Source organism: Devosia sp. UYZn731 (assembly GCF_040546795.1).
Classification (GTDB): domain Bacteria; phylum Pseudomonadota; class Alphaproteobacteria; order Rhizobiales; family Devosiaceae; genus Devosia.
This window is the reverse complement of record NZ_JBEPOL010000001.1, coordinates 509,673-525,541: the sequence shown is the minus strand read 5'-3', so window position 1 is coordinate 525,541 and position 15,869 is coordinate 509,673. Positions and strand designations below refer to the sequence as shown.

Here is a 15,869-nt window from a genome sequence, read left to right as displayed (position 1 = left end):
TCTCGGGATGCGCCCCGGCCTTCGCCGGGGTGACACCGTGGGTGGGGATGAGATCAGCGCCGAACTGGCCTTACTCCGCAGCGTTGGACGCCGTGATCAACTGGGTCGGCACATAGATCGAGCCCTGCTTGATGTCTTCGGCGGCCAGAACGCGCGTGACCACGTCGGCAGTGGTGGTGCCGATACCCTTGAAGTCCTGTGCCACGGTCGCCTCGAAATTACCGCCCTTGGCGATTTCCTCGCGGGCCTGCGGATTGGCGTCGATGCCGGTGATGACGATGCCCTCGTTCTGGCGGCCCGCGGCTTCGATGGCCTGCAGCGCGCCCAGCGCCGGCTGGTCCCATGCGGCCCATACGGCCTTGATACTGCCGGGCTCTGGATTGGCCGCGAGGATGGCTTCCATCTTGGCGCGCGAGTCGGCAATACCGCCGTCCGAAACATCGGGTGTCACGTGGTCGAGTATCTTGATGTCGGGGAAATTGCCGAACACCGCATCGGCCACCACGCCACGAACCTGCACGGGCGGGAAGGCCTCGAACACGAACATCACCACATTGCCGGCCCCGTGGATGCGGTCGGCCACATATGTCGCGGTCTCGGCCGCCATGGCGTAGCCATTGGAGGTCACGTTGGTGACCAACAGGGGATCGGCGCCGGCATCCATGCCGATCACCGGAATGCCGGCATCCTTGGCAGCCTGCAGGCCGGCGGTGACCTGGGTCGGATCGACATTGATGACGATGGCGTCGACGTTCTGGTTGACCATGTCCTCGATGCGGCTGATCACGGCGGCGACGTCGCCTGCGGTGTCGATGACGTTGACGTCCCAATCCTTGCCCTTGGCGGCGGCCTGGAAGGCTTCGACGTAAAACTGCGTTCCGGGCTGCGCCAGATAGGGCGTGATCACGGCAATCTTGGACGCCGCCATGGCGCCCGACGCCGTCAGCGCGAGGGCAGCCAAGGTGGTGCCGGCGAGAAGGGCGCGAACGGCCCGGTTGTGAAGCGTCATTTGATTGTTTCCCCTGCGAGCGGCGCGGTGCAAAGCCTGCCACTGGTTTTCTTTTTCCGCTTGGCACCATATGGGAGTGGTCAGGGGACGACCAGAGATTTTGGGAGCATGGGCGTGGCAAAAATCACCCTGATCGGCATCGACGTGGGCACCACCGCGACCAAGGCCGTGCTGATCGACGAACGGGGCGAACGGCTGGCCGGATTTGCACTGCCCCATCCGACCCAGCGGCCCCAGGCTGGTCATGCCGAGCAGAATCCGGATGACTGGATGAGGGGTGTGCTGGGCGCCTTGCAGACCTTTTCCGCGAGCCACGATCTGAGCAGCCTGCAGGCGATCGGCATCTGCAGCCAAGTGAATACCCACGTTTTCGTCGATGCCGGCGGCGCGCCGCTGCTGCCCGCCATCATCTGGCAAGATAGCCGCTCCGCGCCGGGCGCCGCTGCGCTTGAGGCGCAGACAAATGCCGCGCAGAAAACCGCCTGGTTCGGCGCCCCGATTCCGATCGATGCCAGCCATGCTCTGTCCCGCATGGCCTATGTGCGGCGCGTCCATCCCGATCTCTATGCGCGCACCGCCCATGTCCTGCTGCCCAAGGATTATTGCGTACTGCAACTGACCGGGGCCGTGGTGAGCGACCCAATCTCGGCGGTGGGATTGGTGGATGCGGCCGGCTATGTCGCCGATCTTTTGGCATTGGTGCCCCGAGCCGCCGATGTGCTGCCGCCGCTGGCCAGCTTTACTACTGTTGCCGGCCGCATCAAGCCGGGCCTGCCTTGCGCCGGGACCCCGGTAGTGGTCGGCGCCATGGATGCCTGGGGCGGCATGTTCGGCGTTGGCGTCGTCGCGAATGGCGATGCCATGTATCAGAGCGGCACCAGCGAAATCGCCGGCATCGTCTCGTCCACCATCGTGCCGACGCCGGGCGTCATCCTGTTTCCCGCCTATGAGGGCATCACCATGCATGCCGCGCCAACCCAGACCGGGGGCGCGGCCCTGGGCTGGTTCGCCCAGGTGTTGGGCCGCACGCCGGGCGAAACCGCCGCTTTGGCATCCAGCGCGCAGGGCAGCGTCCCACTCTTCCTGCCGCATCTGCAGGGCGAGCGCGCGCCGCTATGGGATAGCGCCTCGCGCGGCGTCTTCGCCCGGCTCGATCCAAGTGCAGGCGCCGCGGAAATGGCCCTGGGGGTTCTCGAAGGCGTGGCCTTTTCCGTTCGGCTGGCCTTTGATGCGCTCAAGGCTTCGACGTCGGTCGATCCGGGGACCATCAACATTGGCGGCGGCGGCGCCACTTCCGACTTCTGGTGCCAGGTCCGGGCCGATGTCCTCGGAAAGCCCCTCCGGCGTTGCGCCGCGCCAGAATCAGCGGCGCTCGGCGCGGCTATCCTTGCCGGCCAGTCGCAGGACGCTGCGTCGCCCCTTGCCGACGTTGTCCGCCGTCTCGTCCGTTTTGATCGCGCGTTCGAGCCCGACGCCAGCAAGTCCAGTTCCTACCAGGATCGGTTCGGTAATTACGTGGAACTCTACGAAAGCCTTCGTGCCTTCAATGCAGGCTTCTAACCTGCAGAACGGAAAGCTGCTGAACGCTGCACCTTATTGGCGGTGACAAAATGGCTCAGGCCATTCTGTGCGCGCAGCGTTGCTACTTGATAGGTCGGAGATCAGCGTTCGAAGGCGTTGGCGAAGCGGCCGCGCGACCGCTCGATGTGATGACGCATCGCGGTTTCGGCAGCTTGCGGATCGCGGAGTGTCAGGGCCTCGATGATTTGCTGGTGTTCCTGAATGGCATCGGCGGTGACCCGAGCGTGATAGAACAGCCTGAACAGATGAACGTGGGTGTGCAGGTTTGCCAACGTCTCCTGCACAAGTTCATTTTCACTCGCGTGGGCGATCAGGTCGTGGAACTCGCTATCGAGTTGGGCAAAGCGGCTATAGGCCTCCCCCTGTGGCCCCGCTTCCCCGGCCTGCATTTCCGTGGCGAGCTTGACTAGGGCGGCGTGCGCCTCCTCGGTCATGCTCAGTGCGGCCCGGCCCGCGGCGAACGGTTCCAGCAGCAGGCGCAGCTCATAGAGCTGGTGGAGCCGCGCACTGTCTAGCTGGTCGGCGGCGCTGTAGCCGATGAGGTGGGCCTTGACCACCAGTCCCTGTGCCTCAAGCCGCGACAAAGCCTCCCGTATGGGAGTCTGCGAAACGCCGAGTTCTCGCACCAGGCGGTCCACCGAAAGGCGACCACCGGGCGCAATCTGGCGCGACATCAACTGCGAATAGATAGCGTTGTAGACTTCATCGCCAAGTCGCGTGGGACGCTTGAGCTGTGTCGACGGCACCATTCGCTTCTCACTGATGACCAAGATCGCTTCTTCCATACCCGCTATTGACGTGTCTTTGCGATAGCACCATAGTCCGCCCGGCTCAATCAGATATCCGATCGGATTTTATATCTTGCGGGTCCTTGCCGCCGCCCAAATCCGTCAAACCGCCGAACGCGCCTTGGTCAGGGCGGGCGTGCCTGCGCCCAGCGCTGCGGTTCAGGTCGATCTCTGGCTCGACGCAGAACTGCGCGGGGTGCCCTCGCATGGCCTGTTGCGGCTCGAACGGATCGTGCAGCGGATTGAGGCCGGACTGGCCGATCCTCACGCGACGGGTGTCCACACCTGGCAGGGGAGCACTTATCTGACGGTCGACGGACAGCAGGGCCTGGGCCCGATCGTCGCCAATGCCGCGCTGGCCCAGATTCAGGAACGGGCGCGCCATTCGGGCATCGCCGTAGCGGCGGTCGGCAACGCGCAACACATCGGCATGCTCGCCTGGGCCAATCGTGCCGTCCGGCTGAGGGATGGCGTATCCATCGCCGATTCCGTCTGGGCGCGGCTCCAGCACCTCGCCGACGACCCCATTCAACAACAGCAGTACGTCCGATCATGACCCCTATTTTTGCCGCATCGCGCTTGCCGCGCAATCTCGTGTTCGGTGCCGGCCAGCGCGCCGCATTAGCCCGTTATGTGGCGCCGCTCGGCAAGCGTGCACTGCTGGTAACCGACGAGCGGTTCGCCAGCGCGGTTGAGTTCGGCATCATGGTCGATCAGTTGCGCCGGGCGGGTATTGCCGTGGATGTTTATGACCGCACGGTCGCAGAACTGCCGGCTTCCTGCATTGCCGACGGTCTCGATCAGGGCAAGAGCTTTGGTGCCGACGTCATCGTGGGCATTGGCGGGGGCAGTTGCCTGGACGCGGCCAAGATGATCGCCCTGCTGCTCAGCCATGGCGGACAACCGTCCGATTACTATGGCGAGTTCAAGGTTCCCGGACCAATCCTGCCATTGGTGACGGTGCCGACCACGGCAGGCACAGGATCGGAAGTCACCCCAGTCGCGGTCATCTCCGATCCTGAGCGCGCCGTCAAAGTGGGGATCGCCAGCCCTCATCTCATTTCCCATACGGCGATCTGCGATCCGGAACTGACCTATACGTGTCCCCCCGGACTGACTGCGGTGTCCGGTGCCGACGCGTTGACCCATGCCATCGAGGCGTTCACCACGCTGCGCCGGGCCGCAGATGCCCAGACCGTCCACGAGCATGTCTTTGTCGGCAAAAATGCGTTCTCCGATCAGTATGCGCTGCAGGCGATCCGGCTCATCTCGGGAAGCCTCAAGGCCGCGTATGATAACGGTGCAGATTATGGCGCCCGTGAGCGGCTGATGATGGGCGCGACCATGGCTGGTCTCGCCTTTGGGACCGCCGGCACCGCCGCCGCTCATGCCGTGCAATATCCGGTCGGGGCGCTGACCCACACGCCTCATGGGGCGGGCGTGGCGGTCATGATGCCCTATGTCATGGAGTTCAACCGCTCCCACGCCGAGGCAGAGATGGCCGAGATCGCCGACGCGATGGGCGTCTTGAGCACGGGCATGGATCAGCCCGCCAAGGCTTCCGCAGCGATCGATGCGGTGGCCGACCTATTTGCTGCGGTGGGCATCCCCAGAACTTTGAAGGACCTTGGCCTCGGCGAAGACAAGCTGGCTTGGACCGTCGAAGCCGCACTGGGGGCAGTGCGTCTCGTCAAGAACAACCCGCGTCCGCTCGACACGGCGTCCATGACGCAACTCGTCACTGCCGCCTTCGCCGGCGATCGCGCCGCGTTGCGCGGCACAGTCAAGGAACTCGCATGAACAAGCACACATCCTTTATCGGCCTGAGCTTCGATCCAGCCGAGCTGCCATCGGATTTATGGATCGACGGGCAGTGGCGTCCTGGTGCGACCAAGGCCCGGATCGACGTCCTCGACCCATCCACGGGCAGGACGATCACCTCGGTCGCCGATGCGAGTATCGAAGACGCGATGGCCGCCGTGACCGCCGCTCACAAGGCTGGCCCCGGCTGGGCCGCAACGGCACCGCGCCAGCGCGGCGAAATCCTGCGCCGGTGCTTTGAACTCATGATCGCCCGCCGCGACATGCTGGCCGAGCTGATCAGCCTCGAAAACGGCAAATCGCTCAGCGATGCCAAGGACGAAGTCACCTATGCGGCCGAGTTTTTCCGCTGGTTCTCCGAAGAGGCCGTACGCCTCAATGGCGACATCTATACCGCTCCCAGCGGCGCCAACAAGATCGTGGTGGAGCATCAGCCCATCGGCGTATCGATCCTGGTTACGCCCTGGAATTTCCCGGCGGCCATGGCCACCCGCAAGATCGCTCCGGCGCTGGCCGCGGGCTGCACTGTGGTGCTGAAGCCGGCGACGGAAACGCCGCTGACGGCCTATGCGCTGGCCGAAATCTATGCCGAGGCCGGGGTTCCCGCCGGCGTCGTCAACGTCCTCACGACGTCGCGGTCGGGAGCCACAGTCAGCGCCATGCTGCACGATAGCCGCGTGCGCAAGCTGTCCTTTACCGGTTCGACCGAAGTCGGGCGCAAGCTGCTGCATGAAGCCGCCGACACGGTGATTTCCTGCTCCATGGAACTGGGCGGAAATGCGCCCTTCATCGTCTTCGATGACGCCGATCTCGATGCAGCGCTTGATGGCGCCATGATTGCCAAGATGCGCAATGGCGGCGAGGCCTGTACGGCGGCCAATCGCTTTTACGTGCAGGACGGCATTCTGGAAGCCTTTTCCGCCGGACTTGTCCAGCGCATGGCGGCGCTGAAGCTGGGCCCCGGCTATGACGCGCAGACCCAATGCGGACCGCTGATCAATCAGGATGCGGTAGACCGCATCGGCGGGCTGGTCGACGATGCCGTGGGGCAGGGCGCGACAGTGCTGACCGGCGGCAAGGCCTCGGGTGGCGAAGGCTTTTACTTCCCGCCGACCGTGATCAGCAATGTGCCGGCAACCGCTAGCATCAGCCGCGAGGAAATCTTCGGGCCGGTCGCCGCCATCACCAGCTTCGCCAGCGAGGACGAAGCGGTAGCGGCCGCCAACGACACCGAATATGGGCTCATCGCCTATGTCTACACCAAGGATGTGGGGCGCGGCATGCGCGTCTCCGAGCGCCTCGAGAGCGGCATGATCGGCGTCAATCGGGGCCTGGTGTCCGATCCCGCGGCCCCGTTCGGTGGGGTCAAGCAGAGTGGGTTGGGGCGTGAGGGCGCCCATCACGGGATCATGGAATTCTGCGAAACAAAATATATCGCCGTGAGCTGGTAGCCAGCCGGTCCGCTTTTGTGCGCATCGAAACCGAGGACGGCCAGTTCGGCATGGGGAAGCGTCCCCGATGCAGGGTGGGCGCGCCTCCCTCGTCATCATTGCCGCCGACATGGCGCCGTTCCTGATCGGCAAGGATATTTTCGACCACGCCGTATTGCTGGATACGCTCTATCACAAATGCATTAAACTAGGGCCGGAGGGGCGGCCACCGCTGCATTGGCCGGCTCATGGACCCATCCGATTTCCCCTGACGTGGACCTGACACTCCACGCCGCCCTGGGCACGACCCTTGGCGGCGACAGCGGGCTTTCGGTCCATACCACCGGCTTCGGCACGATGACCGCTACTGCGTCCAATACCGTCTGGGGCGAATTTGGCGCTCATGCCGCCTGGGCGATAACGGAAAATGCGACGCTGGACCTCTACGCCACAACCATTGCCGGCCCCGATATCGGCACCAACGCCCATGTGGGTGCCGGCTACCGCTACAAGTTCTAGGTTCTGTGACGTCGACGATGAGGCTCATCTGCCCAAGGTCGAGCAGATGGGCCTCGTGCGTGTGAGGAGGGTAGGGCTCTCGGGTGCCTGGGCGCCCGATTTCTGGCGGAGCGCATCGGTCGGTTTGATGCGACCTCGGTCAGGTTTCATTCATGCGCGGCCAGATAGGAGCCTCCCTATGAACCGGCGATACACGGTCATGATTTCGAGCTAACATCCCGCCCAGTGCCCCAGGTGCCATCTTGCCCGACAAAGTTGTCTTCTCATCGAGTAGCTTGCCGTCGCACCTCAACGAACAGGCCAAGTTTGGCCTGTGGCAAGACATCCACATGGCCGAAATCTGGTCGGTGGACTATTCGATTGCCGACAATATTCCTTTCAATGCCGAAATCGAGGCCCGCGCCGTCGGTGAGGTCAATCTGGGCCGAATGGCCGGCACCATAAAACATGCGTCGCGCAAAGCTCAGCATATCAAGGAAGATAGCCGCGATGGCTATCTGCTGCTGATCAACAATGGCGCGTCCGAAATGGTGGGTTCCCAGATCGGGCGGACCTATGCGATCGCCAGTGGGGAGGCGGCGCTGGTATCGGCATCCGAGGCCTTTGAGATGACCGGCAACGAGAGGAACGTCTGGGGCAACATTGTCATTCCGCAAAAGGTTCTGGCCGGCGCGTTCGCCAGCATCGATGACCTGTTGGCGATGCGTATCGGCGCGGATAACGAGGCCTTGAGGTTGCTGCGCAGCTATTGGGCCATGCTGGAAGGCAACGGACTGACCCTTACGCCAGATCTGGGAGCTCACGCGGCCTCCACCATTGTCGATCTGGTCGGATTGGCGACCGGCGCCAAGGGCGAGGCAGCCGAGCTTGCGGGTCTGACGGGGCTGCGCGCCGCTCGCCTGGCGGCAATTCTCGAAAAGATCCGCGCCAACTACACGGATCCGCGCATCAGCGCGCAAACTGTCGCCAACGAGCTTCGCCTTTCGCCGCGCTATATCCATGATCTGTTGCAGGAAACGGGTCTTGGCTTTTCCGAGCGTATCTTGGAGCTTCGCCTGCTTCGCACCCGCCAAATGCTCTCCGATCGGCGCAACGACGGTCTGCGTGTTGGCGAGATCGCGCTGCTGTGCGGCTTCGGCGATGTCTCCTACTTCAACCGCAGTTTCCGCCGCCGCTTCGGCGGCACGCCAGGATCCATGCGCTGAGACAGGCAGCCGTCCGGCCACTCTCAATTTGAATACTGCCAGGTTGCCGCTCGACATGCGGATCCCCGTCGGCGTGGATACCGCCGGCGTGGGCAGGTTTGGATAAAAGCGAAGTTTATCGTCGGATTATCTTTGCCAACTGCAGATTCTTGCCAACAACACCTGCTTGGTTATTCCGAAAGTTCTTCAAAGCAGAAGCCGAGCAATGAGATCGGTACCGACAGACTGCGCAGTGCAGTTCGCTGAGCTCACAACGCCAAAAACGGGAGGCGGCTGCCCGGCCAGATAGAAGTAGTTGGCCAGCTTGTGCCAATAATAATCCATCTTAGTGAGCATCACGGGTTGGTGTTCATAGACATGTCCGGCATAGACGTAGGCTAGATTTTGATTTCCGGCGCGGTCGGCCATGGCTGATTGATGCCACCCCAGCGGAGTCACTGTGGTGACCTCGATGTGGCAATCGCCTTTATCTGCAACCCAGGTGGGACTTTCGAGGCCATCCTTCGTTGAGATGGCAAATCCGCCTGCCGACAAGGCGCCGAGGAGTGCAGTATCTCCCGGCTGCTCTCTTGGTTGGCTGGATGCATCGCTGCTCCGAGCCTTAAGCCCAAGGCTTGCAACGAGCAAGACGATGAGCGCCAGCTTAGTCCAATGTGATCGCATCGCGCCGAACCGCAAACCAGCCAATGGCCATGATGAGTAGAGTTGTGAGCCAACCGGCAACGCCGGCTCCCACCTCCCCATGGATGAGTTCGTAATGGTCGGGGTAGTAGCCTATCAGACTGATGCGGGTGACGTTGACCACCACCACGAGGGCGCAGGTAAGCGCCCCTAGCCCTATAGTTGCTCGCGACCATTTACCCGAGGTGACATTCACCAGGCCGACGAAGGCCAGGATTGCCAATGAGAGGTTACTGAACGAAGAACAGCCAGGGGCGATCCACATGGCCCCAGACCCATCGGCGAAGGGAACGATATTTCCGCTTCGCCCGGAGCCGACGGCCCATGCGGTGAGCGTGGCATCTACTGCGAGGATTGTGTCGTTAAATACGCTCATAACGATGCGCGCCCAGAACATGGGGATTGTTACAGCGAAAAGGATTGCCGCACCTCGCCGCAACGTGCTGCCGGGCCCAGACCGGACGAGAAGGGAAAGTGCCAGCCCGGAATTGGCCAGCCAACTCAGGTCCGGCACCGGAAGCAACATTGCCACCCCGGCGGCGGCGATGAGGAGCCAATCACCTCTGCTCGACTCAATCGAAGAAGACCGGCCTACAAGCAGGAGGCCCGCACCAAAGCTGAGCCAAACAAAGACGCTGACGTCAAAGGTGTTCATTGCCGCCGACAGAGGTCCCCCTTCGGAAACGGCAGCAGAAATGTTTTGAAAAATGCCGTTCGCATAGCCAATTGCTATCAAACTGCAAAATAGCAAACGGCGCGAAACGTCCCGGTCTGGCGCCAGAGTCAGTACGCCAGAGGCTGGCAGGCGGCTCACCTGCCGAGGCGACCCGGGCGCCGCTTGCGAGACTTGATCCATATGAGGCCGCCGGCCACAGCTAAGATCGGCAGACCGATCCCGGCCACCGGTCCGGGCGCGCCCACCATCGTACCACCTTTAGAGCCGCCTGGCCCAGAGCCAAGGCCAGATCTGTCTCCCCGGTCGGCGTGCTGGACTGCCACGACCGAAGGGGAGCAGCCCGACAAGATAAAGGCCAGCGTTAAAGCGGCAACTGAGGCTCTACTCATAACAAATCCTCCAGATACGCCACAAAGCTGCGCCTGAGTGGCATTGAGATCAATAGATCGACAGACCTACCGCTGAGGCAAGCAATCTACCTATTTCGGCCTCGCGGGACTTACCGGCTTAGGAGGCATTTACCCATATGGCTCGACGGCCTTCGGACCTGACCAGGCTTCAGTGCCGAGTGCCGCCTAACGAGACTTTGGAAAGCGATTGATGCCCCGAGCACCGGTCTGCCAAGGGGCCCGGGGCATGGCGTGTTGCAGTCCCGAAGGCTGGCGGGAGGTCGTGCACCACGTCCTGCAAGAAGGAAATGTCGGCGAAAGCTGCAGAATGCGAGGACTGCATGCCATGGCAGCTATCCACCGCAAGGATCCCAAACCTGCCATTCGCGAGCTGCCCCATGCCGCCAGTCGCCAAACGTCTGCTTCGCTAACGTGCCGAACCGTAAGCGGCCCGACCGATACCCACCCCAATCTGGTCGTGCCGAGCACCTTTTCGGCTGATTGTTAGCCGTGATAAATCGCGGTGATGGGCATCAAGAATTATTTGATCGAAGCAGTTCCGGCACAGGAAAAACCTGTGTCGCGACTGAGCTAGAGCGACAGGGCTATTACGTCGTCCATGGCGATCGAGTGTTGGCCTAGGTCGGCGACCCTAAACAGGCCAGCCGCTGGCAGGACCGCCGCCCGGCGCGGACCTCCTGAGCCTGTTCGACAAGGTTTTTGTTCTCGACATAGAACAGACGTATAGACGGAAGGCCGGATGAGCCGGGTTCCGCGCCTGACAAACGCGGTGGTCTTGCGCTATCGCAGGAGCAGGCTCAACTTGACTGAAGACGGGATCGGCGAGGATGGGGTGGGAAGCACTTGCAAACTGGGGCCAAAACGCTAGCCGCATCGAGCGGCTCACCGGAGGCGTTGCCAATGACGTCTGGAGCGTAAACGTCGGCGGGCGGCTCGCTGTCGCTCGTTTGGGCACCCGCAGTGACGCCGACTTGGCTTGGGAAATCGGCCTTCTCCAACATCTCGACCGACATGGCATGACGGTGCCAGCGCCAATCCCCACATTAGATGGCCGACCATTCGTGAGCGGTCTGGTTGTGATGGAATATCTGGAAGGCGGCCCCCCCGAAACTGAGCCAGATTGGCGGCGCGTTGCCGACACGCTGCGCGAGTTGCATCACCTGACGTGGGGATGGCCACAACGGCCGGGCTGGCGATCATCTACGGATCTGTTGCAGGTCGAACGGGGGACACGCGTCGATTTGACCAGGATGCCTGCCGAAGGCGTTGCTCGCTGCCGGGCGGCATGGGCGCGCCTCGCCGGTCGAGAGACCTGCGCCGTGCACGGTGACGCAAACCCACGCAATATCCTGATGACTTCACACAGGGTCGCACTCATTGACTGGGACGAAGCTCATGCCGATGTTCCCGACCTTGACTTGGAACTCCCTCACAACGCCGCTAATCTTGACCCACAAACCTGGGACATTGCTCAACAAGCGTCCGCTGCGTGGGAAGCAGCGGTTTGCTGGGATGACGACTACTCCAAACAACGGCTCGCCGAGGTACGAGCCGTCTAGTCCGCCGCCCGCTTCTGGCTCAAAGCGGACCGCGCCTTCTCCTCCGGTGCCAAACTGACCTGCCTATACCTCCGTGACGTAGTAGGGCCCGGGTTGCGGAGGTACGCGAAAGCGGATGCCTGCATACCTCCATTTGTGAGAAATCGTGTCCGTCAGGCGAACTTGACCAAGTCCTTGAAGATCAGATGTCCCCAAATCTCGTCGTGCGCCTGCACAAGCAGCCCGCCTTCCGAAAGCCCGCCAAGCTGGATTGGCGCAAATCCGAGACTTTCTGCCAGGGCGCCGACTTTCGACGCTACTGCGGCGTCGTCTGCCGCTAGAAACACGATTCTCCGGCCGCCATGCACTGCCGGAGACTGCTCAAGCAGAGCCGCAGTCAGATGGTTGAACCCCTTGACCACGCTCGCCCCCTGGAAGGCCCGTGCAACGACCTGTGCTGATGGTTGGTGGCCCAAGTCCTCACTGGACACGCCATAGGCATTGGTCACGTCGACGATGATCTTTCCATGCCAGGCGGCGAGCGCGTTGGCGACATCTGCGTGCGATTGAAAGCGGACGGCCAAAAATATGATGTCGGCCTTAACGGCGTCCGCCAATGTTTTGGCAACGACCTTGGGCCCGATCGCAGCCGCATCGGCTGCAAAGGCTTTCGGGTCGCGCGTGGTCGCTACCGATACTTCCATATCGTTGCGGGCAAACGCCCTGGCCAAAGCCTGGCCGATCTTGCCGAAGCCGATTATTGCATAGCTCATCTGCATTCTCCTTCGTTTGTTGTCGGTGTCAGAGCTTGTAGCCGCCGCTCGCCTCAATCGTCTGACCGGTCACCCAGTGGCCGTCCTCGGAAGCCAGGAATGCCACCACGGCGGCGATTTCCGAGGGCTCACCAAAGCGTCCCAGCGCGGTTTGTGCCTCGAAAGCTTTCACGAATTCGGGGTTATTCCGGGCGTCGGCATTTCCGTCGGTTCGCGTCGGCCCCGGCGCCACGGCATTGGCGGTAATGCCACGTGGGCCCAGCTCCGCCGCGAGCGTTTGGGTCAGAGTGTTGATCGCCGCTTTGGCCATCGAATAGACGGGCGCGGCAGTCACTGGCTTTGTCGAAGCAGCGGACGAAATGTTGATGATGCTGCCTCCATTGGCGAGGCGATCAAGCGCGGCCTGAACAATGAAGAAAGGTGCGCGGGCGTATACCGCCATCAGAGTGTCCCAACTGGCGGGGGTGGCGTCTCTGAAGCCAACCCAGCCGGCATTGCCTGCGTTATTGACCAGAATGTCGAGCGTTTTGCTTCCGGTTCGCTTGGTGAACTCCTCGTCGAGTCTCTCGAACAAGGCCGGGACGGTTGCCGGGTCAACGAGGTCCGCGTGGATTGCGAACGCTGCACCGCCGGCCCTTTCGATGGATGCGACTGCCTCTTCAGCATCAGATTTTCCGGCGTTGTAAGTCAGCGCAACTGTCGCACCGTCCTCTGCAAGTCGTTGGGCAATTGCACGGCCAATGCCGCGTGATGCACCGGTCACGAGAGCGGTCTTGCCTTTTTGCGAGTGGTCCATTTTTGTTCTCTTTCTTGGGTATTTAAAAGCAGCAGCGGCGCTCGGGCGCGTCAGACCTGGGCTAGGCCGCCATCGACGGCGATCTCGCTGCCCGTCATGAAGCTGCTGTCCGACGATGCGAGAAAGGCTGCTGCGGCGCCAAGCTCAGCCGGATCACCCATGCGCTGCAGCGGATTCATCAGGCCGAAGGCCCTCACGCCCTCGTCGCCGAGTGCTGACCTGGCCAGTTCGGTCGCCGTAGGGCCAGGTGTCAGGACGTTGACACGGATGCCGCTGCCCTTGAGGTCCTCTGCCCATGTTCGCGCCAGATTGCGCACCGCCGCCTTGCTGGCTCCGTAGGCGCTGAAGGCCGGCGATCCGGTGGTGCCAGCGCTTGAGCCGGTCAGGATGATCGACCCGCCCGGACCCATCAGCGGCAGCGCCTTCTGCACCGTGAAGATCGTGCCCTTCACATTGGTGTCGAAGGTCTCGTCGATATGCGCCGCGGTGATCTCGCCGAGCTTGAGCTGGCTACCCGCGCCAGCGTTGGCAAAGACGATGTCGAGAGTTCCGCGTTCTGCCTTCACCTCTGTGTAGAGCCGATCAAGGTCGCTCTCGTTGGCGACGGAGCCCGCAACCGCGCGGGCATTGGGCCCGAGTTCGGCCACGGCCGCGTCCAGCGCGTCCTGTCGGCGCCCGAAGATGAAGACGAAAGCGCCTTCTTCGATGAAACGCTTTGCCGAGGCAAGGCCGATGCCGGTAGCGCCGCCCGTGATGACGGCTGTCTTCCCATTTAATCTGGTCATTTTATTTGGTCCGTGTTCGTTGCTCGGGGCTTGCCGGGATGGGATTTCTCGACAGCTTCAACATGGGTCGGCCCGAGCGATGCCGCGAGTGCTTACTCGTGCACATCGGTGGTGCGAAAACGATCCAGACTTGGTACGTATGAGTGCCGTGGCCTGCTGGCAACTCCGCCAGACGGGCTCGAAAGCGCAACTTGCGGCGCGGAAATGCACCATGATCGATTGGGATAACGTACGCTACTTTCTGGCCGCCGCACGGGAAGGCTCAGTCCGTGGCGCCGCCCAGCGTCTAGGGGTGAACCACTCTACGGTGTTGCGACGCATCGCCCAGCTTGAGGACCACCTGGGAGCGCAAATGTTCGAAAAGCTGCCGTCGGGCTACCGCGTGACGGCTGTGGGCGCTGAAGTTCTCGAACTCGCGGAGCAAATGGAAGCTTCGTCTCGCCAGTTGGAAACGCGCGTTTTCGGCCGCGACCAGAGCGTGAGCGGACTGCTGCGGGTCACCCTTCCACCACCTCTGGCAGGGCACCTGCTGATGCCGGACTTCGCCGATTTCATACGTCTGCATCCGGATATCGAGATGGAAATCTTACCGTCCGGCGAGTTGGCGAATCTGACCAACCGAGAGGCCGACGTTGCGATCCGGGTTGTCTACAACCGCGAAGATCTGCCGCTTAATCTTCACGGTCACAAAGGCCCTGAGCTATATGGCGGCTTCTACATCTCCCGCGGTCGACTGGCCGAGTGGCAAAAAGGTGGGCCTGATCCAAGATGGATCGCCGTAAGTGGAACTGGAGTTCCAGCCTGGACCCGCGAAGGAGAGGTTCGAACAACCGGAACGCCGTTCAGGACCACCGATTTCGACGCACAGCTGGCAGCGGTACGGCACGGTATCGGAATGACGGCGATGCCGTGTTTTGTTGGAGATGCCGATCCTCTTTTGGAAAGGGTGCCCGGTACCGGCCTATACCTGTATGGGCCGGTTTGGCTCCTCACCCAGGGGGAGACCCGCAAGACCAAGCGAGTGCGGCTCTTCACCGAGTTCGTATCCCACAGACTCGCCGCCTACGCTCCACTTTTTGCCGGGGCGTACAAATGAGCCCAGAATTCCGCTTTGGTGCTGATCGGACATCTACCAGCACCCAGCGCTACGGCCGGTTCCCATCCCCCATCTGGTCGTCATCCGGGGTCGGACGGGAACGTCCAATTCACGTCATTACATCCCGTGTAATTGGCACCATTCTGCGGCGCTCGTAGCTTCCCTTTCATCAACAAGGACCCAAGCAATGAGCACCTATCTCGTTCTTACACGCGAAACCGCACCCGACGATGCATCGCCGGTGCTGGCGCAACTGCAGCAGGCGTTTGGTTTCCTGCCCAATGTCGCCGGCGTAATGGCCGCCTCGCCGGCGCTGATCAAAAGCTTTTGGAGCCTGTTTTCTGGCGTGCATGCGGGCACCTTCACGGATGCGGAACTCCAAGTGCTGCTGTTGACCAATGCTGTCACCAATGGTGCCGAATGGGCGGTGGCGTTTCATTCGGGGCTTGCGCTACACTTCGGCATCGATGGGGCTGACGTTAAGGCTATTCGCGGTGCGCGCCTGCCCGGCCAGTCGCGGCTGGCTGCCTTGTCGACCCTCAGCCGCCGCCTGATCGAGCAGCGCGGCAAACTGACGCCCGCCGAGCAGGTCGAGTTCGTGGCGGCCGGCTTCCGGCCGGAGCAGTTGCTGGAAGCTACGAGCGTCGTCGCGGCATCCACGATTACCAACTACGTCAGCAGCATTGCCCAGCCGCCGGTCGAGGCGGCGTTTGCCGACCATGTGTGGCAGAGTGCCGCCTCAAACAGCCCAGAGTAGGTCA

At 62.2% G+C, this 15,869-nt stretch carries 17 protein-coding genes and 1 pseudogene; 11 read left to right on the top strand and 7 right to left on the bottom strand.

The features are described from left to right. Positions 1-70 precede the first annotated feature (70 nt). Positions 71-1,009: a substrate-binding domain-containing protein gene (locus tag ABIB57_RS02455; protein ID WP_354038248.1), complete on the bottom strand. Its 939-nt coding sequence runs from the start codon at positions 1,007-1,009 to the stop codon at positions 71-73. A gap of 114 nt (positions 1,010-1,123) precedes the next feature. On the opposite strand from ABIB57_RS02455, the gene ABIB57_RS02450 reads away from it, so the two are divergent. Next, positions 1,124-2,569 (top strand): xylulokinase, encoded by a 1,446-nt coding sequence (locus ABIB57_RS02450; protein WP_354038247.1) that lies wholly within the window; start codon positions 1,124-1,126, stop codon positions 2,567-2,569. A gap of 101 nt (positions 2,570-2,670) precedes the next feature. Here ABIB57_RS02450 and ABIB57_RS02445 read toward each other — a convergent pair whose 3' ends face one another. Beyond that, positions 2,671-3,375 carry a GntR family transcriptional regulator gene (locus ABIB57_RS02445; protein WP_354038246.1) on the bottom strand — a complete coding sequence of 235 codons (705 nt, stop codon included), beginning with the start codon at positions 3,373-3,375 and terminating at the stop codon, positions 2,671-2,673. A gap of 76 nt (positions 3,376-3,451) precedes the next feature. Here ABIB57_RS02445 and ABIB57_RS02440 point away from each other — a divergent pair, with 76 nt between their 5' ends. From ABIB57_RS02440 to ABIB57_RS02415, 6 genes are all read left to right on the top strand, one after another. Further along, complete coding sequence (locus ABIB57_RS02440) at positions 3,452-3,934, top strand: Ldh family oxidoreductase (RefSeq protein ID WP_354038245.1); 483 nt, start codon at positions 3,452-3,454, stop codon at positions 3,932-3,934. Further along, positions 3,931-5,178, top strand: coding sequence for an iron-containing alcohol dehydrogenase (locus tag ABIB57_RS02435; protein WP_354038244.1), 1,248 nt, complete (start codon positions 3,931-3,933; stop codon positions 5,176-5,178). Before ABIB57_RS02440 ends, ABIB57_RS02435 begins: the two co-directional genes overlap by 4 nt. Next, complete coding sequence (locus ABIB57_RS02430; protein WP_354038243.1) at positions 5,175-6,650, top strand: NAD-dependent succinate-semialdehyde dehydrogenase; 1,476 nt, start codon at positions 5,175-5,177, stop codon at positions 6,648-6,650. Before ABIB57_RS02435 ends, ABIB57_RS02430 begins: the two co-directional genes overlap by 4 nt. Positions 6,651-6,717: 67 nt before the next feature. After that, positions 6,718-6,912, top strand: coding sequence for a hypothetical protein (locus tag ABIB57_RS02425; RefSeq protein WP_354038242.1), 195 nt, complete (start codon positions 6,718-6,720; stop codon positions 6,910-6,912). Further along, entirely contained in the window at positions 6,903-7,148 is a 246-nt protein-coding gene (locus ABIB57_RS02420; protein ID WP_354038241.1) for a hypothetical protein, read from the top strand. Before ABIB57_RS02425 ends, ABIB57_RS02420 begins: the two co-directional genes overlap by 10 nt. 242 nt (positions 7,149-7,390) lie before the next feature. Then, positions 7,391-8,353 carry an AraC family transcriptional regulator gene (locus tag ABIB57_RS02415; protein ID WP_354038240.1) on the top strand — a complete coding sequence of 321 codons (963 nt, stop codon included), beginning with the start codon at positions 7,391-7,393 and terminating at the stop codon, positions 8,351-8,353. Between the two features lie 186 nt (positions 8,354-8,539). On the opposite strand, the gene ABIB57_RS02410 is transcribed toward ABIB57_RS02415, so the two are convergent. Then, positions 8,540-8,980 carry a hypothetical protein gene (locus ABIB57_RS02410; RefSeq protein ID WP_354038239.1) on the bottom strand — a complete coding sequence of 147 codons (441 nt, stop codon included), beginning with the start codon at positions 8,978-8,980 and terminating at the stop codon, positions 8,540-8,542. 16 nt (positions 8,981-8,996) lie between these two features. Then, on the bottom strand, positions 8,997-9,890 hold the full coding sequence (locus ABIB57_RS02405; protein WP_354038238.1) for a hypothetical protein: 894 nt from the start codon (positions 9,888-9,890) through the stop codon (positions 8,997-8,999). Positions 9,891-10,625: 735 nt separating this feature from the next. Between ABIB57_RS02405 and ABIB57_RS02400 the strand changes: the two are divergent. Further along, positions 10,626-10,988: pseudogene (locus ABIB57_RS02400) on the top strand (hypothetical protein). Beyond that, positions 10,948-11,679, top strand: a complete 732-nt coding sequence (locus ABIB57_RS02395; RefSeq protein ID WP_354038237.1) for a phosphotransferase enzyme family protein — start codon at positions 10,948-10,950, stop codon at positions 11,677-11,679. Before ABIB57_RS02400 ends, ABIB57_RS02395 begins: the two are co-directional and overlap by 41 nt. 152 nt (positions 11,680-11,831) lie before the next feature. Here the strand turns inward: ABIB57_RS02395 and ABIB57_RS02390 are convergent, their stop codons facing one another. From ABIB57_RS02390 to ABIB57_RS02380, 3 genes are read right to left on the bottom strand one after another with little or no spacing between them, the layout of a single operon-like run. Further along, positions 11,832-12,431 carry an NADPH-dependent F420 reductase gene (locus ABIB57_RS02390; RefSeq protein WP_502914335.1) on the bottom strand — a complete coding sequence of 200 codons (600 nt, stop codon included), beginning with the start codon at positions 12,429-12,431 and terminating at the stop codon, positions 11,832-11,834. Positions 12,432-12,459: 28 nt separating this feature from the next. Beyond that, positions 12,460-13,227 carry an SDR family NAD(P)-dependent oxidoreductase gene (locus ABIB57_RS02385; protein WP_354038235.1) on the bottom strand — a complete coding sequence of 256 codons (768 nt, stop codon included), beginning with the start codon at positions 13,225-13,227 and terminating at the stop codon, positions 12,460-12,462. A 50-nt stretch (positions 13,228-13,277) separates the two neighbouring features. Next, the gene (locus ABIB57_RS02380; RefSeq protein ID WP_354038234.1) at positions 13,278-14,012 is read right to left on the bottom strand and encodes an SDR family NAD(P)-dependent oxidoreductase; all 735 of its coding nucleotides are present in this window, start codon (positions 14,010-14,012) and stop codon (positions 13,278-13,280) included. Positions 14,013-14,223: 211 nt separating this feature from the next. Between ABIB57_RS02380 and ABIB57_RS02375 the strand changes: the two genes are divergently transcribed. Both ABIB57_RS02375 and ABIB57_RS02370 read left to right on the top strand, forming a co-directional pair. Beyond that, positions 14,224-15,108: a LysR family transcriptional regulator gene (locus ABIB57_RS02375; protein ID WP_354038233.1), complete on the top strand. Its 885-nt coding sequence runs from the start codon at positions 14,224-14,226 to the stop codon at positions 15,106-15,108. A 187-nt stretch (positions 15,109-15,295) separates the two neighbouring features. Further along, positions 15,296-15,865 (top strand): carboxymuconolactone decarboxylase family protein, encoded by a 570-nt coding sequence (locus ABIB57_RS02370; RefSeq protein WP_354038232.1) that lies wholly within the window; start codon positions 15,296-15,298, stop codon positions 15,863-15,865. The last annotated feature ends 4 nt before the right edge of the window (positions 15,866-15,869 follow it).